The 18,201-nt window shown below is 73.2% G+C and carries 18 protein-coding genes; 8 read left to right on the top strand and 10 right to left on the bottom strand.

What is annotated here, in order from left to right:
* Positions 1 to 46 precede the first annotated feature (46 nt).
* The 3 genes from AB0L06_RS01945 to AB0L06_RS01935 are packed head-to-tail and all read right to left on the bottom strand — an operon-like array spanning position 47 to position 2,028.
* Complete coding sequence (locus AB0L06_RS01945) at positions 47 to 958, bottom strand: NAD-dependent epimerase/dehydratase family protein (RefSeq protein WP_500229009.1); 912 nt, start codon at positions 956 to 958, stop codon at positions 47 to 49.
* Between the two features lie 58 nt (positions 959 to 1,016).
* On the bottom strand, positions 1,017 to 1,304 hold the full coding sequence (rsrA, locus tag AB0L06_RS01940) for a mycothiol system anti-sigma-R factor (RefSeq protein WP_500229008.1): 288 nt from the start codon (positions 1,302 to 1,304) through the stop codon (positions 1,017 to 1,019).
* Between the two features lie 49 nt (positions 1,305 to 1,353).
* On the bottom strand, positions 1,354 to 2,028 hold the full coding sequence (locus AB0L06_RS01935) for a sigma-70 family RNA polymerase sigma factor (protein WP_500229007.1): 675 nt from the start codon (positions 2,026 to 2,028) through the stop codon (positions 1,354 to 1,356).
* Between the two features lie 306 nt (positions 2,029 to 2,334).
* Between AB0L06_RS01935 and AB0L06_RS01930 the strand changes: the two genes are divergently transcribed.
* Positions 2,335 to 3,372 carry a methyltransferase domain-containing protein gene (locus AB0L06_RS01930; protein ID WP_500229298.1) on the top strand — a complete coding sequence of 346 codons (1,038 nt, stop codon included), beginning with the start codon at positions 2,335 to 2,337 and terminating at the stop codon, positions 3,370 to 3,372.
* A gap of 144 nt (positions 3,373 to 3,516) precedes the next feature.
* On the opposite strand, the gene AB0L06_RS01925 is transcribed toward AB0L06_RS01930, so the two are convergent.
* Together AB0L06_RS01925 and AB0L06_RS01920 are read right to left on the bottom strand one after the other, a co-directional pair.
* The gene (locus AB0L06_RS01925; RefSeq protein ID WP_500229006.1) at positions 3,517 to 3,846 is read right to left on the bottom strand and encodes a TraR/DksA family transcriptional regulator; all 330 of its coding nucleotides are present in this window, start codon (positions 3,844 to 3,846) and stop codon (positions 3,517 to 3,519) included.
* A 66-nt stretch (positions 3,847 to 3,912) separates the two neighbouring features.
* The gene (locus AB0L06_RS01920) at positions 3,913 to 4,689 is read right to left on the bottom strand and encodes an SOS response-associated peptidase (protein ID WP_500229005.1); all 777 of its coding nucleotides are present in this window, start codon (positions 4,687 to 4,689) and stop codon (positions 3,913 to 3,915) included.
* Positions 4,690 to 4,740: 51 nt separating this feature from the next.
* On the opposite strand from AB0L06_RS01920, the gene AB0L06_RS01915 reads away from it, so the two are divergent.
* A complete protein-coding gene (locus tag AB0L06_RS01915; RefSeq protein WP_500229004.1) occupies positions 4,741 to 5,505 on the top strand; it encodes a DoxX family protein in 765 nt (254 codons plus the stop codon).
* Positions 5,506 to 5,527: 22 nt separating this feature from the next.
* On the opposite strand, the gene AB0L06_RS01910 is transcribed toward AB0L06_RS01915, so the two are convergent.
* The gene (locus AB0L06_RS01910) at positions 5,528 to 6,505 is read right to left on the bottom strand and encodes a cytochrome c oxidase assembly protein (protein WP_500229003.1); all 978 of its coding nucleotides are present in this window, start codon (positions 6,503 to 6,505) and stop codon (positions 5,528 to 5,530) included.
* 184 nt (positions 6,506 to 6,689) lie between these two features.
* Between AB0L06_RS01910 and AB0L06_RS01905 the strand changes: the two genes are divergently transcribed.
* The 4 genes from AB0L06_RS01905 (at position 6,690) to AB0L06_RS01890 (ending at position 9,838) form a co-directional block, all read left to right on the top strand.
* Positions 6,690 to 7,151 (top strand): NUDIX domain-containing protein, encoded by a 462-nt coding sequence (locus tag AB0L06_RS01905; RefSeq protein ID WP_500229002.1) that lies wholly within the window; start codon positions 6,690 to 6,692, stop codon positions 7,149 to 7,151.
* Between the two features lie 97 nt (positions 7,152 to 7,248).
* Positions 7,249 to 7,512 carry a FeoA family protein gene (locus tag AB0L06_RS01900; RefSeq protein ID WP_500229001.1) on the top strand — a complete coding sequence of 88 codons (264 nt, stop codon included), beginning with the start codon at positions 7,249 to 7,251 and terminating at the stop codon, positions 7,510 to 7,512.
* Positions 7,509 to 9,623: a ferrous iron transport protein B gene (feoB, locus tag AB0L06_RS01895; RefSeq protein ID WP_500229000.1), complete on the top strand. Its 2,115-nt coding sequence runs from the start codon at positions 7,509 to 7,511 to the stop codon at positions 9,621 to 9,623. The genes AB0L06_RS01900 and feoB overlap by 4 nt, the downstream gene beginning before the upstream one ends.
* Positions 9,620 to 9,838, top strand: a complete 219-nt coding sequence (locus AB0L06_RS01890) for a FeoC-like transcriptional regulator (protein ID WP_500228999.1) — start codon at positions 9,620 to 9,622, stop codon at positions 9,836 to 9,838. Before feoB ends, AB0L06_RS01890 begins: the two co-directional genes overlap by 4 nt.
* A gap of 48 nt (positions 9,839 to 9,886) precedes the next feature.
* Here the strand turns inward: AB0L06_RS01890 and cydC are convergent, their stop codons facing one another.
* From cydC to AB0L06_RS01870, 4 genes are read right to left on the bottom strand one after another with little or no spacing between them, the layout of a single operon-like run.
* Positions 9,887 to 11,578, bottom strand: a complete 1,692-nt coding sequence (gene cydC / locus AB0L06_RS01885; RefSeq protein WP_500228998.1) for a thiol reductant ABC exporter subunit CydC — start codon at positions 11,576 to 11,578, stop codon at positions 9,887 to 9,889.
* Positions 11,575 to 13,149: a thiol reductant ABC exporter subunit CydD gene (gene cydD / locus AB0L06_RS01880; protein ID WP_500228997.1), complete on the bottom strand. Its 1,575-nt coding sequence runs from the start codon at positions 13,147 to 13,149 to the stop codon at positions 11,575 to 11,577. Before cydD ends, cydC begins: the two co-directional genes overlap by 4 nt.
* 13 nt (positions 13,150 to 13,162) lie before the next feature.
* Positions 13,163 to 14,173 carry a cytochrome d ubiquinol oxidase subunit II gene (cydB, locus tag AB0L06_RS01875; RefSeq protein ID WP_500228996.1) on the bottom strand — a complete coding sequence of 337 codons (1,011 nt, stop codon included), beginning with the start codon at positions 14,171 to 14,173 and terminating at the stop codon, positions 13,163 to 13,165.
* Between the two features lie 13 nt (positions 14,174 to 14,186).
* Entirely contained in the window at positions 14,187 to 15,584 is a 1,398-nt protein-coding gene (locus tag AB0L06_RS01870) for a cytochrome ubiquinol oxidase subunit I (protein ID WP_500228995.1), read from the bottom strand.
* 175 nt (positions 15,585 to 15,759) lie between these two features.
* On the opposite strand from AB0L06_RS01870, the gene aroA reads away from it, so the two are divergent.
* Complete coding sequence (aroA, locus tag AB0L06_RS01865; protein ID WP_500228994.1) at positions 15,760 to 17,070, top strand: 3-phosphoshikimate 1-carboxyvinyltransferase; 1,311 nt, start codon at positions 15,760 to 15,762, stop codon at positions 17,068 to 17,070.
* A gap of 12 nt (positions 17,071 to 17,082) precedes the next feature.
* Entirely contained in the window at positions 17,083 to 18,189 is a 1,107-nt protein-coding gene (gene rsgA, locus AB0L06_RS01860; RefSeq protein WP_500229297.1) for a ribosome small subunit-dependent GTPase A, read from the top strand.
* The last annotated feature ends 12 nt before the right edge of the window (positions 18,190 to 18,201 follow it).

The raw sequence follows: 18,201 nt of genomic DNA, 5'->3' as shown, positions 1-18,201 counted from the left end.
CACCTGCACGTGCACGTTTCAGGGCGAGGTCATGAACTCGTGCGGATCAGGTCGAGCGGGCCCATGCGACGGTCTCCGCCAGGCCCTCCGCGAGGGTCGTCCGGGGGCGCCAGCCGAGGGTCTCGGTGGTCCGGGACGGGTCGATCGCCATCGCCGGGAGGTCGCCCAGACGGGGCGGCGCGAAGGCCGGCTCGTCGGGGGCCTCCGCGGCCCGCGCCACGAGGGCGTGCAGGTCGCGGTCGGTCGTCTGCAGGCCGGTGCCGACGTTGAGCCGCAGCCCGGACGCTTCGTGCCCGGCGGCGCGGGCGAAGGCGTCCACGACGTCCAGGACGTAGACGTAGTCGCGGGTCTGCCCACCGTCGCCGAACACCTTGGTCGGCTTCCCGGCCAGCAGGGCGTCGGTGAAGATCGAGACGACCCCGGCCTCGCCCTCGGGCGTCTGCCGCGGGCCGTAGACGTTCGCCAGCGTCAGGATCGTGTGGTCGAGGCCGTGCAGGGCCGTGTACATGCCCGCGTAGACCTCGCCCGCCACCTTGGACGCGGCGTACGGCGAGGCGGGGCGCAGCGCGGCGTCCGGCGGGACGGGGATCGCGTCCGGAACGCCGTAGACGGCGCAGCTGGAGGTGAAGACGATCTTGCGGGCGCCGGCCAGGCGGGCGGCCTCCAGCACGTTCGCGGTGCCGACCACGTTCGTGCGGGCGTCCATCTGCGGGTCGCCGACGCTCACCCGGACGCTGACCTGGGCCGCGAGATGACAGACGACCTCGGGCCGAAAGGCGGCGACCCGGTCCGCGAGGGCCGGGTCGGCGACGTCCATGCGCCACAGTTCGATGGCGTCGTTGCGGTTGCGCCCGGTGGACAGATCGTCCACCCCGGCGACCTCGTGGCCGTCGGCGAGGAGCCGATCGACCAGATGGGAGCCGATGAACCCGGCCGCGCCGGTGACCAGAACGCGCATTCCAGCACCCTACTGGGCACGGATGCCCGCGACGTCCCCGCCCGGCATCCGCCTCCCGTCAGGCGGTGGCGCCGCCGTCGGTCTCCTTGAGCTCGACGCAGATCTGCTCGATCCGGCCGAGGACCTTGGCGCGCAGGTCGTCCGGGGCGGCCTCGGACTCGCAGCCCTTCTTCACCAGGCGCTTCACGGCCTCCTCGAGGCCGTACTCGCGCAGGCAGGGGCCGCACTCGTCGAGATGCTCGCGCACCTCGCCGCACCCGCCATCGTCGAGCTCTCCGTCCAGGTAGCTGTAGACCTGGGCGAGGACCTCACTGCACGAGGTCTCGTGCTCGTCGCCGCAGCTCATCGCTCATTCACCTTCCAGGGGCGGACGCCGGTACGGTCCGGAAGGGGGATCATTTCGACCCCTCCCCCGCGCGGGTCAGGCCACGGCCCTGAGCGTAGTCCTCCAGCATGCCGCGCAGCTGGCGCCGGCCCCGGTGCAGCCGCGACATCACCGTGCCGATCGGGGTGCCCATGATCTCGGCGATCTCCTTGTAGGCGAACCCCTCGACGTCGGCGAGGTACACGGCGATCCGGAACTCCTCCGGCAGGTCCTGCAGGGCGCGCTTGACGTCGGAGTCGGGCAGGTGCTCGAGCGCCTCGGCCTCGGCCGACTTCAGGCCGGACGAGGTGTGCGACTCCGCGCGGGCGAGCTGCCAGTCCTCGATCTCCTCGGTCGCCGACTGCTGCGGCTGCCGCTGCTTCTTGCGGTAGGAGTTGATGAAGGTGTTGGTCAGGATGCGATACAGCCAGGCCTTGAGGTTCGTCCCCTCCTTGAACTGGTGGAAGGACGCGAACGCCTTCGCGAACGTCTCCTGGACGAGGTCCTCGGCATCGGCCGGGTTGCGCGTCATGCGCAGCGCGGCCGAGTACAGCTGGTCCAAGAACGGGAGAACGTCGCGCTGGAAGCGCTGCTGACGCTCCTCGACGGTCTCTGTGGAGCTCGCTACCAGACCCACCCCCTCGGCTGTGGCGACGCCTCCCCTGGCGTCGTACCCAACAGACGATATCGGTCCGGCCGTGCGCATAACGCCGTCGGGGGCCGAGCCCCGTGGCCGCGGAACGGTTTTACCGTTTCGTGCCCCGGCAACGGCTGTGGTCATCAAGCGCCCCTCCGTTGTACTACTGTGCCTCGCTCCGCGACGCGTGCGGACCGTCATGGTGCGTCACAACGCACAGAGGGTCGGTTCGATTCCCTTACCGGGGGTGACGCGGGGAACAAGTTTCCGGACGGTTCGGATCACCTTCCCTAAACCTGCACGGAGGGTGATGTCCGGGGATGGCGGGGAAGAAAGCTCATACACGGCGAGAACAGGAGCAAAGCGTTGCTACCGGTGCCGGCGCAGCCTCCAGAACCCACCATCTCCAGTCTTCGCGAGGCCCCCGGCGCCTCGGGAGAGGAGGCCGACGGCGGTGCCCTCGGCCCCTACTGGACGTTCTACTGGGCGGTAGCCGCCGCCCAGCTCGCTCGGTGGCTTCCCCGCAACCCCGCGCGAGTGCTGGACCTGTCCGGCGGCGGCGGCCGGTTCGCCCGGCAGGCCGCCCGGTCGGGGCACACCGTCCTGGAGGTCCTCGACCATCCTCCGGAGGCGCTCACCCCGGAGGCTCCGGCGTCAGGAACGCCCGCCCGGGCGGTGTCGGCCTCGGAAGTGCCGGCGTCGGAGGTGCCCGCTCCGGCCGCCCCCGCCGACGACCACCCCGCCGGCGGCCACGCCTCGGACGCCCGCGCCGCGAACGGTGTTCGCGGGGGCGGGCGGACGCTCGCGAACGGGCGGACGCTGAACGGGATCGCGCCGGGGCCGCGCAGGCCCGCCGGGCTGCCCCGCATCCCGGGGCTCGGCCCGACGCACCCGGCCCTGCCGCCGGGTGAGGTGCGGCGGGTGGTCGGCGATCCGGGCGCGGCGGCGTTCCTGGCGGACGCGTGCGTGGACGCCGTCATCGCGGAGAACCGGATGCTGTCGCGGCACCTGGTCGCCGAGTCCACGGTCGCCGAGATCGCGCGGGTGCTCCGCCCCGGCGGGCGCGTCCTGCTGACGGTCGACTCGCTGACGCTGGGCATGGCGCTGCTCGCCGAGCAGAACTGCTGGGCGCACCTGTCGGACGTGCCGCGCGCCGAGGTCGTCCTCGTCCCCTGGCCGGACGGCACGATCACGCGCTGCTTCCAGTCCGACGAGCTGCGTGAGCTGCTCACCGACGCGGGCCTGGAGGTGGAGTGGATCCGGCCGCGGACGGCGTTGTCGGCGTCCACGGTCGAGCACGTGATGGCGACGTCGCCCGGCGCGCTGCCCCGGCTCGTCCGGACGGAGCTCAACGTCCCGCCGGGCGACGAGTCGCTGGGCATCCACCTCCTGGCCAGCGCCGTCCGCGTCTGACCGGCACCCGACCACCCGCGGGCCGGTCGGCCGCGGGTGGTCCGCCCGCGTTCGGCTGTCGGCGGCCGACCATCCGTGGGACGAGCGGTCCGCGTCCTACCGTCGGCGGCCGGTCGGGTCACCGTCGGCGGCCGGGCGGCAGGGTCACCGCCTGCGGTCGTGCCTGGCCTGGCAGGGGACGCAGCGGGCGGCCTCGGGACGGGCCTCCAGGCGTCCGGGCGGGACGGGCTTTCCGCAGGTCACGCAGAGGCCGTAGCCGCCCTCGTCGATGCGCTGGAGGGCGGCCTGGACGGCGGCGCACCGGCGGCGCAGGGAGGCGAGGGCGGCCTCGACACCGCCCTCGTCGTCGGCCGAGCCCTCGGTCGAGCCGTCGGCGGCCGAGCGTTCCCCGGTCAGGATCCGAAGGGACCGGTCCAGCTCGGCGCGCTGCTCCTCAAGGCGGGCGCGGGCGGTGACGAGGTCGACGGTGTCCACGGCGCTCCGTTCTCCTTCCGGAGCCCCGGGCGCGGGGGGCCGCGCCTGAACCTCGTGGCGGGGGCGTCAGAACAGGGTTCCGGAAGCGCTGCCTGGACTATCCCCGTTCGTGGCGGGTTCTATGAGTTGCGGGCCGTTGTTTCTCACGTTGCCGACGAGCGGCGCGACCGGGTAGGCGTCCATCGTCCCGGCCATGGCCGGGGTGAGCAGGCTCCGCACCTCGTCGGGCGCGGTGAGGTCGGGGTCGAGCCAGGCGTCCCAGCGGTCCGGAGTGATGATCATCGGCATCCGGTCGTGGATGCGGCCGAGGTCGTCGGGGGCGTCGGTGGTGATGAGGGTGCAGGTCCAGACCCATTCGTCCTCGGGCGACCTCCAGAGCTCGTAGAGCCCGGCCATCGCCATGACCTCGCCGTCCTTGGGGTGGATGTAGAAGGGCTGCTTGCGCGGTTTCCTCTTCCGGCCCTTCTCGTCCACGGCCGGGTCGGCCTCGAGCGTGTACCACTCGTAGTAGCCGTCGGCGGGCAGCAGGCAGCGGCGGCGGGTGAAGGCCCGGCGGTAGGCGGGCTTCTCGGCGACCGTCTCGACGCGCGCGTTGATCATGCGCGCGCCGGCGGACAGGTCCTTGGACCAGGACGGCACCAGACCCCAGCGCAGCATGCGCAGCTGCCGCACCGCCTCCTCCTCGGCGTCCCCGCCGGGATGCCGGATCAGGACGGCCGGGACCGGGTCGGTCGGGGCGACGTTGTAGTCGGGTTCCAGGTCATCGCCGGTCTCGTCCGCCTGGATCGCGAACTGGTCGAGCAGCTCCTGGCGCGCCCTCGTCGTGGCGTAGCGTCCGCACATGGCCCCATCCTGCCGCGCTTGACCGACGAGGTGGTGGGCATGAAGCCCATCATGCGACCCATCACAAGTCCGGTCCGCACCCTGGTGGCGGCCCCTTACATCATCACCGGCCTGGAGGCGCTGCGCGATCCGCGTCCCCGCGCCGACCAGGTCGCGCCCACCGTCAAGCCCATCGCCGACCGGCTGGGCTGGCTGCCGAAGGACCCGGTGACCCTCGTGCGGATCGAGGGCGCGGTGAGCCTCGGCACGGGGGCGCTGCTGCTGAGCGGGCGGGCCCGCCGGTTCGCCACGCTGCTGGCCGCCGTCCAGCTGGTCCCGGCGCTGGCCGCCGAGCACCGCTACTGGACCGAGGACGATCCGGAGCGGCGCGCGAGCGAGCGGTCCCACCTGCTGAAGAACGCGGCGCTGTTCGGGGCGCTGCTCATGGTGTCGGGCGCGCCGTCCCGGGCGCACACCGCGGAGCTGCGCCATCAGCTCCACGATGCGCGGGCCCAGGCCGGAACGAAGACCAAGGAACTGCGCAAACAGGCGGAAGCCGAGATCAAGGCGCAGCGGCGCGAGGCCATGGCGGACGTCATGACCAGGCGCCGGGAGGCCCTCGCCGAGGTGAAGGCCGCGCGCAAGGAGTCCGCGGCCAAGGCGAAGGCGAGGCGGCGCAGGACGGCGGCCGGGCTGATGGCCGCCGCGGCCGCCGCGAAGACCGCCCAGCAGAAGGTCAGGGCCACCCGGAAGAAGGCCACGGGTTCCCAGCGGAAGAAGGCGAGCCCGCCCCAGCTGGTCCGGACCGTGCTGGCCGGCAGAAGGAACGGCCACTGAGCGCGGGACGAGCGAACGTGGATCAGGGGCCGGGGGGCGTTCGGCGTCCTCCGGTCCCGTAACGGCGGGACAGCACGGGGTCGGTCTCCCACCAGGGACGCATCATCTCCGGCTCGTCCACGACGACGCCGGTGGCCGCCTGGTCGGCGACGTGGCGCTCCTGCTCGGCGTCCAGCTCGCGGTCGACGCGTTCGGCCTCGGCGCGGTCCTGGCGCAGCATCCGGATCGCGAGGACGACCAGGAACGGCATCCCGGCGAAGTCCCCGACCATCCAGAGCAGGCCGCCGCCGATCTGCTGGTCCCGGTGGACCGACGGGCCCCACGCGCGGTGGACGCCCTCGTAGTAGGACGCCGCGATCGGGTGGTGCCGCAGCATGATCGTGAGGCCGAGCGCGCCGTCGAACATGGCCTCGGCGAACGTGATGCCCATCGACAGCAGGTGCGGGTACGAGCGCGGCATCGGGTCGACCTGGAGCCGCGCCCAGTAGTAGACGAGGCCGATCAGGACGAGCGCGATCCTGACCGCCTCGTCCGCGACGGCGTTCCGCAGCGTCAGCTCGTAGAGCGGCGTGAAGTAGAGCAGCCAGGGCGTCACGACGAGCGCGGCCGTCCCGGCGGGCGGCGAGGTCAGCACGGCGACGGCGCGGCTCGACAGGACACGCTGGACGCGGTCGCGGCGCGGGCCGTCCGGCAGGGACTCGAGAAGCAGGGTGAAGGGCGCGCCGTTGGCAAGGAAGAGCGGCGAGATCGCCAGGAGGGTGATGACCTGCAGGGCTCGCGGCCAGAAAAGTGTGTCGTCGTAGGCGCCGACGAAGGTGACCGTGACGGCGAGGACGCTGCCGAGGCCGAGGCCGAGGAAGTTCAGCGTCCGGGAGAGCGGCCAGGCGTCCGCGCGGCGGGCCGTCCGGAGGTACCAGGCGCCGAGCGCGACGACCAGGACGACCATCGCGGGGTCGAACGTCCACGCCGTGAAGGCGCTCGTGACCGTCAGCTCTCGCACCTGCCGTCCCCCACAGCAGCCGTCCCCCAGGAAGAAGCCGGGTGGCCGGGTTCCCTCACACCCGCACCGCGAACCCGGCCACCACGTGACTCGCACATTAGGACGGCGACCGTAAGCGCCAGGTGAACGTCCCAGAAACCCCCCGATAGGACATCTTCCGCCCGGGTTCCGGTTGGATGGACGGGTGCGTGCGATCGGAGTCGGGATCTGGCGGAGGTTGAGCGGGCGCTGGCAGTGGCGGCTGGTCCGCTGGCGGCATCACGGGTTCCTCGTGTACGCGGCGGGCGTCCTGCACGACGAGGACGGCCGGGTGCTGCTGCTGCGGCACCGGCTGTGGCCCGAGTCGCGCCCGTGGGGCCTGCCCGGCGGCTACGTCAACGCCGGGGAGCGGCTGGAGGACGCCGCGGCGCGGGAGATCCGCGAGGAGACCGGGCTGGAGGTCGCCGTGTCCGGCCCGCCGGTCGCGGTGTTCAGCGGCTACCGGTACCGCGTCGAGACCTACTGGACGGCCCGGCTGACCGGCGGTGACCTGCGGCTCGACCCGTCGGAGGTGCTGGAGGCCCGGTGGTTCCGGCCGGACGAGCTGCCGCCCGGGCTGTCGGAGAACCACCGCGCCCTGCTGGGCGGCGCGACCGGCCGTCCCTGACCCCGGGAGGGTGGCGCGGGTCACGCGGCCCCCGGATTCCCGCACCGCGCGAGTCGGCGTAGGTTAGCCATACCTAAGCGATTGCGCAGGAGGCGAGATGACGGTGGCGGACTGCGCTCCCGGGTCGGTGGTGCGGCTGCGGCGGATCGCCGCGCGCAACGGCCGGCTGAGGGAGCTCGGGTTCGTGCCCGGCGCGGTGCTGCGGGTGCTCGCCCGCGGCGGCACCGGCGGGCTGATCGTCGCGATCGGGGACGCCCGGATGGCGGTGGACCGCGAGATCGCGCACGTCATCCAGGTCGAGCCGGTGGCCGGCGCCACCCGCCCGGGTGGACGCGCCGCCCGTCCGGCCGCCGCCTCGTGAGCGGGGTCAAGGCGGCGAGCTGCCACGGCGGCTCGACGGCGGTCGCGTCCCCGCCCGGCACCCCGGTCGTGGCGCTCGCGGGCAACCCGAACGTCGGCAAGTCGACGGTGTTCAACGCGCTCACCGGGGCGCGGCAGCACGTCGGCAACTGGCCCGGCAAGACCGTGGACGTGGCGCGCGGCCCGTGGCGGCTGCCGGGTGACCGGCGCGCCGAGGTCGTCGACCTGCCCGGCACCTACAGCCTGGTCCCGTGCTCCCCGGACGAGGAGCTCACCCGCGAGCTGATCGTGACCGGCCAGGTGGACGCCGTCGTCGTCGCCGTGGACGCCGGGAACCTCGCCCGCAACCTGTACCTGCTCGCCCAGCTGCTGGAGACCGGCCGGCCGGTCGTGGTGGCGCTGACCATGGTCGACACGGCCGCCGCGCGCGGCCTGACCGTGGACGCGGCCGCCCTCGCGGAGCGGGCGGGCGTCCCGGTGGTGCCGATCGACGCGCGGTCCGGGCGCGGCATGGACGAGCTGGGCGCGGCCGTCGCAGGGCTGCTCGACCATCCGCACGCGCCCGTCCCGCCGTCCTTGGGACCGGCCGAGCCGATCCTGGCGGAGCTGGAGGCGGCCGTCGCGGACGTCCCGCAGCTGGACGGCCTGCCCGGCCGCTGGCTGGCGACCGCGCTGCTCAGCGGCGACCTCCCCGAGGACACGCCCGAGGCCGTCCAGGCCGCGGCGGCCCGGCTCGGCGAGCGGCTCGCCGCCGAGACCGGCGACGCCGACGACGACCTGTGGGACGCCGACGCCGCGCTCGCCGACCAGCGCTACGTGTGGGCACACGAGGTGCTGGAGGCGTCCGTCCGGCGGGACGCCGCCGCCGATGCCGACACCCGCACCGACAAGGTCGACCGCGTCCTGACCTCGCGGCTGTTCGGCCTGCCCATCCTGCTCGCCGTCATGTGGACGGTCTTCTCCGCGACGACCACCCTCGCCAAGCCGCTCCAGGACGGCCTGGCCTCGCTGTTCGACGGCCCGATCACGTCCGGCGCGAACAGCGCGCTGTCGTGGGCGCCGGGCTGGCTGGACGGGCTGATCGTCCAGGGGCTGATCGGCGGCGTCGGGCAGGTGCTGTCGTTCATCCCGCTGATGGTCATCATGTTCGTCCTGATGACGCTGCTGGAGGACTCCGGCTACCTCGCGCGCGCCGCCTTCCTCGCCGACCGGCTGATGCGGACGATGGGCCTGCCCAGCCGGGCGTTCCTGCCGCTGCTGGTCGGGTTCGGGTGCAACGTCCCGGCGCTGTCGGCGACCCGGATCCTGCCGAACGCGCGGCAGCGGCTGCTGCTCGGCCTGGTGATCCCCTACCTGTCGTGCAGCGCGCGGCTGGTCGTGTACGTCCTGATGGCGTCGATCTTCTTCGGCTCGATGGCCGGGACGGTCGTGTTCGGCATGTACGTCCTGTCGATCGTCATGGTCGTCGCGGTCGGGCTGCTGCTGCGCAAGACGATGTTCAGGGACGTCGTGCACGAGCCGCTCGTCCTGGAGCTGCCGCCGTACCGGGTGCCGACCGTCCGGGTGACGGCGGCGCAGACCTGGGTGCGGCTGCGCGGGTTCCTGCGCACGGCGTCCGGGATCATCGTCGGGACGGTCACGGCGGTGTGGCTGCTGTCGTCGATCTCGCTGAGCGGCCAGGCCTTCGGCAAGGGCCCGATCGACGACAGCGCGATGGCCGGGATCTCCCGCGCCGTCGCGCCGGTGTTCGAGCCGCTCGGCTTCGGCGACTGGCATCCGGCGGCCGCGATGGTCACCGGGTTCGTGGCGAAGGAGGCCGTGGTCGCGACGATGGCGCAGACCTACACGGTCACCGAGCCCGGCGACAACCACAGGCCGGGCGCGCTCGGCGACCGGATCAAGGCGACGTTCGAGAAGACCTCGGGCGGCCATCCGACCCCGGCCGCGCTCGCGTTCCTGGTGTTCCTGCTCGCCTACACGCCCTGCATGACGACCGTCGCGACGCAGTGGCAGACGATCGGCCGCCGCCTCACCCTCTACGGGATCGGCATGCAGCTGGTCATCGCCTGGGTGCTGGCCCTGGGCGTGTTCCAGATAGGGAGGCTCATGTGAAGACCCCTATGCGCGGCGTGATGGACGCGGTGTCCGGCGGCGCGGCGACGCCCGCCGAGATCGCCCGCACCACCGGCCTGGACCGCTCCGAGGTCGAGGCGATCCTCGACCACCTGAGCCGCCGCGGCCGGATCCAGCTGGAGACGCTCGGGTGCGGACCGTCCGCGTGCACCGGCTGCGGCCTCAAGGGCGCGTCCTGCTCCGGCAAGTCCTGATGGCCCCCTGACCGCCTGCAGATCGTTCTACGCGGCCGGGCCCGTCCGCTAGGCGGCCGGAGCCGGTTCGAGGGCCGGGGTCAGGGTGACGACCTCGTCGATGTGGCGGAGGACGGGGTCGCCGCCGGGGATGGCGTCCCGGTGGGTGATGAGGATGACCGTCCGGTCACCCGCGGCCTTCAGCAGGTCGGTCAGTACGGTGACGGCGGTGGCGTCGTCGAGGTGGGCGTCCGGTTCGTCCAGGACGAGGACGGGGACGTCGGCGAGCAGGGCGCGGGCCAGGGCGATGCGCTGGCGCTGGCCGCCGGAGACGGCCGAGCCGTGCTCGCCGACGCGGGTGGCCAGGCCCTCGGGAAGGGTTTCCAGCCAGGGGCCCAGGCCCGCGCGGCGGAGGGCGTCCGCGACGTCGTCGTCGGACGCGCCGGGGCGGGCCAGCCGGACGTTCTCGGCGAGGGTCGTGTCGAAGACGTGGGAGTCCTGGCCGCTGAGGCCGATCACGCGCCGGACGCCGTCGGACGGCAGGTCGCGCAGCTCCACACCGTCCAGGGTGACCGAGCCGTCGTAGTCGAGGAAGCGGGCGAGGACGGCGGCGAGGGTGGACTTGCCGACGCCGCTCTCCCCCATGATCGCGATGTGCCTTCCCGGGGGCAGGTCGAGCTGGAGGAGCGGTGCGCTCAGGGAGTCGGACGGGGCGCCCGGCCAACGTGCGGTCACGCCGTCGATCTGGAGGTGCGGCGGTCCGTCCGGGACGGGCGCGGGGTCGGCGGGCTCGGTGACCGGGTCCGGGAGGGAGAGGACGGCGGCGACGCGGCGGGCGTCCTCCCGCGCGCGCAGGAGGCGCTGGGCGGCCTGGGAGAGTTCGGCGACCGCCTCGAAAGCGGCCAGCGGGGTCAGGACGATCACCGCGAGCAGGACGGACGAGAGGTGCCCGTCGCGGACGGCCGGGACGCCGAGGGCCAGCGCGACCAGCACGGACGCGCCGGTCGCGAGGACGGTGAGGGCCGAGCCGAGGCCGGCCGTCCAGGCGGAGCGGGACGCGGCGCGGGTGACGGCGCGGTCGGCGTCGCCGAGGACGGCCAGACGGTTCGGGAGGGCGCCGAACGCGACGAGCTCGGGCAGGCCGTCGAGGGTCTCGGCGGTGCGCGCGGTGAGCGTGGCGCGCGCGGCGGCGGCGCGGAGCTCGGCGCGGCGGGCGCCGGACGCGGCGAGCAGCGGCGCGACCAGGCCGCCGATCAGCAGGCCTGCCAGCAGGACGGCCCCGGCGGACGGCAGCAGCCACCACTCCAGGACAACGGCCCCGCCGCACGCGATCGCGGCGGACGCCATCGGCAGGACGCCGCGCAGCCAGCGGTCCGCGACGCCCTCGGCGTTGTCGAGGACGACGCCGAGCGGCCCGCCGTCCCCGCTCGGCCGGACGGCCGGGGTCAGATCGGCGAGCCGTTCGAAGACGCGGACGCGCGTGCGCGCGAGGAGCCGCAGGGCGGCGTCGTGGGAGACGAGCCGTTCGGCGTAGCGGAGCACGCCGCGTCCCATGCCGAAGGCCCGGACGGACACGATCGCGACCATCAGGTACAGGACGGGCGGGTGCTGGGACGCGCGCGAGATCAGCCAGGCCGAGGTCGCCATGAGCGCGATGCCGCAGCTCAGGGCCCCCGCTCCGGCGAGCACGGCCAGCCCGAGCCGGAACCCCGGCCGGCGTGTGGTGGAGGGGCTGCTCATGGTGGCCTCCGGGGTGGTCATGCGGGCACCGGCACGGCGTCGAGCCGGACGAGTTGGTCGGCGCGTTCGAGGAGGGCGCTGCGGTGGGTCGTCGCGATGATCGTCCGGCCGCGCAGCGGGCCGTCGAGGAGGTCGAGGATCTCGAGTTCGGTGCGGGGGTCGAGGTGGGCGGTCGGCTCGTCCAGCAGGACGAGCGGGGTGTCGAGCAGGTCGACGCGCAGGACGGCCCGGGCGAGCGCCACGCGCTGCCGCTGGCCCGCGGAGAGCGCCGAGCCCTCGGCGTCGAGCGAGGTGAAGCGGGTGACGCCGACCGCTTCGGCGGCGCGCCGGACGGCCCCGTCGGGAGCGCCGGGGACGGCGAGCGCGATGTTCTCGGCGACGGTCCCGGCGATGAGGAACGTCCGCTGCGGGACCCAGGCGATGCCGCGCCGCCACTCGTCGCCCGGCGTGATCTCCGCGCCGTCCGCGAGGACGCGGCCGGACGCGGCGGGGGTGAACCCGAGCAGGACGTCCAGCAGGGTGGTCTTGCCGAGCCCGGACGGCCCGGCCAGGACGGTCAGCTCCCCGGCCGGGGCGGTGAAGGAGAACGGGCCGACCAGCTCGCGCCGCGCGACCGTGACGTCCTCGAAGCGGATCTCGCCGTGCGGACGCCCCGAGCCGTCCTCGGGGACGGACACGCCGGGCGCGTCCAGGGCGGCGAAGATCTTCTCGGCCGCGGCGACGCCGTCCTGCGCGGCGTGGAACTGCGCGCCCGCCGCGCGCAGCGGCAGGTAGGCCTCCGGCGCGAGGATCAGGACGAACAGGGCGGTCTCGAACGTCAGCGACCCGGACACCAGCCGCAGGCCGACCGAGACCGCGACCAGCGCGACCGACAGCGTGGCCGCGATCTCCAGGACCAGCGCCGACAGGAACGCGATCTTCAGCGTGCCCATCGTCGCCCGGCGGTGCTCGCCGGTGATCCGCTCGATCTGCGCGGCCTGCGCCTTGGCCCGCCCGAACGCCTTCAGCGTGGGCAGGCCGCTGACGACGTCGGTGAAGTGCCCGGCGAGCACCTCCAGGCTGCGCCAGCGGCGGCGCGTCCGGCCGGCGGTGTAGAGGCCGATCAGCGCGCCGAACATCGGGATCAGCGGGAGCGTCACCGCGACGATCAGCGCCGACTGCGGGTCGCTGACCAGCAGCGCGACCACCACGGTCACCGGGACGATCACCGACAGCACCAGCTGCGGCAGGTACCCGGCGAAGTAGGGGTCGAGCGCGTCGACCCCGCGGGTCACCAGGGCGGTGATCTCGCCGGACGAGCCGTCCGGGCGGTTCCGGACGACCTTGTCCAGCACCCGCGCGCGCAGTTGCGCCTTCACCCCGGCGGCGGCGCGGTGGGCGGTGACCTGCTGCCCCCACACCAGCAGCCCCCGGAACGCGACGACGCCGATCAGCGCGAGCGGGACGGTCAGCTTCGCGATCCCGTGGGCGAGGAGCGCCGCCTGCGCCAGGGCGCAGGCGGCGGCCAGACCGCCGGACACGGCGCAGGCGACCAGGAAGGGCGCGGTCGCGCGGGCCTCTCGGACGAGCCTCGGGTCAAGCGGTCTGGGCATCGGGCACCCGTCTCTAGTGGATCTCGTAGGCCGGGATGTCGCGCACGCCGATGCGCTTGCGGAACACCCAGTACGTCCAGCCCTGGTACAGCAGCACCAGCGGCAGGAAGATCACCGCGACCCAGGTCATGATGCCGAGGGTCTTGGGCGTGGCGGACGCGTTGTCCACGGTCAGGCTGTAGGCGTCGTTGATCGTGGACGGCAGCACGTTCGGGTACAGCGACACGAACAGCGTGACCACCGCGAACACGATCGCCGTGCCGGACAGCGCGAACCGCCAGCCGTCCCGGCCCTCGGCCCGGGTGAGGACCCAGGACCCGACGAGCGCGAGCGCGGCGATCACGGCGGTGATCGCGGTCGCGACCGAACCGTGGTTGACCTGCGTCCAGATCAGGAAGAGCGCCGCCAGCACGATGGTCACGACGCCGACCTTCGAGGCCAGGGCGCGGGCCCGGGCCTGGATGTCGCCGTGCGTCTTCAGGGCGGCGTAGACCGCGCCGTGGTAGGTGAACAGCAGCAGCGTGGTGAGGCCGCCGACCAGCGAGTAGACGTTCAGCAGGTCCCAGAACGAGCCGATGTACAGGTGCCGGGAGTCCAGCGCGACGCCGCGCACGATGTTCGCGAACGCCACGCCCCACAGGAACGCGGGCACCAGCGAGCCGTAGAAGATCGCGTGGTCCCAGTTCTTGCGCCAGCGGACCGAGTCCCGCTTGCCGCGGTACTCGAACGCCACGCCGCGCACGATCAGCGCGACCAGGACGAGCAGCAGCGGCAGGTAGAACCCGCTGAACAGGGAGGCGTACCACTCGGGGAAGGCGGCGAAGGTCGCGCCGCCCGCCGTGAGCACCCACACCTCGTTGCCGTCCCAGACCGGCGCGATCGTGTTGATCAGGACGCGCCGCTCGGTCTCGTCCTTCGCCAGGACGCGGGTCAGGACGCCCACGCCGAAGTCGAAGCCCTCGAGGAAGAAGTAGCCGATCCACAGGACGGCGATGGCGATGAACCAGAGGTCTTGGAGATGCATCGTCGCGGTCCCCTCAGTACGCGAAGGCGAGGGGCTTGTCCTCGCCGTCCGACTCGTCCGGCCGGGCGGTCACGTCGGGCGGGTCGGACTTGGCGTACTTCACCATCAGCCCCACCTCCACCACGGCCAGCACCCCGTAGAGCAGCGTGAACACGATCATCGAGGTCAGCACGGTGCCCGCGCCGACGGTCGGGGACACGCCCTGCTTGGTCTGCATCAGCCCGAACACCACCCAGGGCTGCCGCGCCATCTCCGTGAAGATCCATCCGGCGGAGTGCGCGATGAACGGGAGCGCGATGGCCAGCAGGGACGCCCGCCAGAACCAGCGGGACTGCGGGAGCCGTCCGCGGCGGGTCATCCACAGCCCGGCGAGCGCGATCGCGGCCGCCAGCGCGCCCGCGCCGATCATGACGCGGAAGCCCCAGAAGGCGACCGGGATGATCGGCCGGTAGTCGCCCGGCCCGTAGAGCTGCTGGTACTCGGCGTTCAGGTCGTCGATGCCCTTGACCTCGCCGTCCCAGCTGCCGGTCCCCAGGAAGGACAGCAGGTGCGGGACCTGCACCTGGTACAGCGGGCGCGAGCCGTCCAGCGTCCCGATGGTGAAGATCGAGAAGGACGCCGGCTTCTCGGTGTGGTAGAGCGCCTCGGCGGCGGCCATCTTCATCGGCTGCGTCTCGGTCATGACCTTGCCGAGGAAGTCGCCCGAGATCCCCACGCCGATGAACCCGACGAGGGTGGCGACCAGTCCGAGCCGGAAGGAGGTCCGCATGACCTCGGTGTTCCTCTTGCGCGCCAGGTGCCAGGCGGCGATGCCGGAGACCAGGACCCCGGCGGTGACCCAGCACCCGAAGATCGTGTGCGGGAAGGTCGCCAGGGAGACCTTGTTGGTCAGGACCGCCCAGAAGTCGGTCAGCTCGGCCCGGTTCCGCCCCGGGTCGTACCGGTAGCCGACCGGGTGCTGCATGAACGAGTTCGCGATCAGGATGAAGTAGGCCGACAGCATCGTGCCGATGGCCACCGCCCAGATGCACGCCAGGTGCAGCGCCTTGGGCAATCGGTCCCAGCCGAAGATCCACAGCCCCAGGAACGTCGACTCCAGGAAGAACGCCAGCAGCGCCTCGATCGCCAGCGGCGCCCCGAAGATGTCGCCGACGAACCTGGAGTAGTCAGACCAGTTCATCCCGAACTGGAACTCCTGCACGATGCCGGTCACCAGGCCCATGCCGAAGTTGATGAGGAAGAGCTTCCCCCAGAACTTCGTGGCCTTGAGGTAGCGCTCCTTGCCGGTGCGCATCCATGCGGTCTGCAGGATGGCCACCAGGAGCGACATGCCGATCGTGACCGGCACGAACAGGAAGTGGTACACGGTGGTCACACCGAACTGCCACCTCGCGAGAAGCAACTCGTTCACGCCTTGCCTCCTCGATCTACTACAGAGCGTAGATCTACTACACAGCGTAGAACTTAGCCCCACCGCCCCCGCCGAACCGGGGTGTGAATCCGGTCATTGCCCCAAACTTGGCAAGAATTTGCCCATGCCCCTTCCAGGGCCGATCCGGCGGGCCGCGGCCCGATAGCCTGGACTCATGCCGCTCTCCCAACCCGAGCGCGACTGGGTCGCGCCCGTGGCGCACGGCCCGGTGGACGCCGTCGTCCCGCTGCCCGGTTCCAAGTCCATGACGAACCGGGCGATGATCCTGGCCGCGACCGCGAGCGGGTCGTCCCGGATCGGGCACCCCCTGGCCAGCCGCGACACCCGTCTGATGGCGCACGCGCTGCGCGCCCTCGGCGCCGACGTCCTGGAGACCGACACGGCCGCCGAGGACGGGCAGGACTGGCTGGTCGACCCGGGCGAGCGGCTGCGCGGCCCGGCCGAGATCGACGTCGGCCTCGCCGGGACGGTCATGCGGTTCCTGCCGCCCGTCGCGGCCCTCGCCGACGGCGACGTCGCGATCGACGGCGACCCGTACGCCCGCAGGCGTCCCATGGGCCCGATCCTCGACGCGCTGCGCGCGCTCGGCGCCGACATCGACGACGGCGGACGCGGCGCGCTCCCGTTCACCGTGCGCGGGAAGGGCGCCCTGCGCGGCGGCACGGTCACCCTGGACGCGTCGGCGTCGTCCCAGCTCATCTCGGGTCTTCTGCTGTCCGCGCCGCGGTTCGGCGAGGGTGTGGAGGTGCGGCACGAGGGGCCCCCGGTGCCGTCCGCGCCGCACCTGGCGATGACGGTCGCGATGCTGCGCGAGGCCGGGGCCGTCGTCGACGACTCCGAGCCGGACGTGTGGCGCGTCGAGCCCGGCGCGCTCAAGGGCCGCGACTGGGACATCGAACCCGACCTGTCGAACGCGGCGCAGTTCCTCGGCGCGGCGCTGGTGACCGGTGGACGGGTGACCGTCCCGGGCTGGCCGGCCGCGACGACCCAACCCGGCGACGCGCTGCGCGAACTGCTCACCGACATGGGCGCCCAGGTCGACCTGACTCCGGATGGCCTGACCGTCCGCGGCGGCTCGGCCTTCCGCGGCCTGACCGCCGACCTGCGCGACGTGGGCGAGCTCACGCCCGTCCTGGCCGCGCTCGCCGCCCTCGCCGACGGGCCGTCCCGGCTGACCGGGATCGCGCACCTGCGCGGGCATGAGACCGACCGGCTGGCCGCGCTCGTCGCCGAGATCAACGGCCTCGGCGGCGACGTCCGCGAGCTGCCGGACGGCCTGGAGATCCGCCCGCGCCCGCTGCGCGGCGGCGTGTTCCACACCTACGACGACCACCGGATGGTCATGGCGGGCGCGGTGCTCGGCCTCGCCGTCCCGAACGTCCGGGTCGAGAACGTGGGCACCGTGGGCAAGACACTTCCCGACTTCACCGAACGGTGGGCCGCGATGCTGACGACGGCCGGATAGAGGGGCGGACCACTGGCACGCCGAACGCGCGACTACGACGAGGACGACGTCCGGATCCGGCCTGGCAAGGGATCCCGGCCACGCACCCGGATCCGTCCAGCGCACGAGGACGCGGTCACCGCCCTGGTGACCGCCGTCGACCGGGGCCGCTACCGCTGCCTCGTCCAGGACGACTCCGGCGACCGCGAGGTCACGGCCATGCGCGCGCGCGAGCTCGGCCGCAAGAGCGTCGTGGTCGGCGACCGCGTCGACCTGGTCGGGGACGTGTCCGGCAAGACCGACACGCTCGCCCGGATCGTCCGGATCCAGGCGCGCACGTCCACGCTGCGCCGCACCGCCGACGACACCGACCCGTTCGAGCGGGTGATCGTGGCGAACGCCGACCAGCTCGCGATCGTCGCCGCGCTCGCCGACCCCGAGCCGCGGCCGGGGCTGATCGACCGGCAACTCGTCGCCGCCTACGACGCGGGCATGGAGCCGCTGCTCGTCCTCACCAAGGCCGACCTCACGTCCCCGGCGTCGCTGCTGGAGATCTACGCGCCGCTCGGCGTCCCGTACGTCGTCACCGAGCGCGGCGGCGAGCTGACCGAGCTGCGCGAGCTGCTGGCCGGACGGGTCACCGTCCTCGTCGGGCACAGCGGCGTCGGCAAGTCCACGCTGGTCAACGCGCTGGTCCCGGACGCCGACCGGGCCGTCTCGCACGTCAACGCCGTCACCGGGCGCGGTCGGCACACCTCGTCGTCCGCGCTGGCCCTGGAGCTGCCGGACGCGGCGGGCTGGATCATCGACACCCCGGGCGTGCGCAGCTTCGGCCTCGCTCACGTCAAGCCCGAGAACGTCATCGACGCCTTCGAGGACCTCGCCGAGGGCGCGGCCGAGCGCTGCCCGCCGCAGTGCGACCACCTGCAGGCCGACTGCGGCCTCGACTCCTGGGTCGCCGACGGCCACGCCGGGCAGGCTCGGCTCGACTCGCTCCGGCGGCTCCTGCGCACCCGCGAAGGCGAGTCCGACCAGCCGGAACGCTCCGCCGAGGAGCAGCCGATCTGGGCACCCGGCGAACCGCCGCGACAGGCGCCGGACGATCTCGACGAGCCCGACGAGCGGGCAGCGGACGAATAGCCCGGGCAGGTC

The sequence above is a fragment of the Spirillospora sp. NPDC052269 genome, assembly GCF_040679435.1.
Lineage (GTDB): Bacteria > Actinomycetota > Actinomycetes > Streptosporangiales > Streptosporangiaceae > Spirillospora.
The sequence above is the reverse complement of the archived record's forward strand: the minus strand, read 5'-3'. Positions and strand labels throughout refer to the sequence as shown.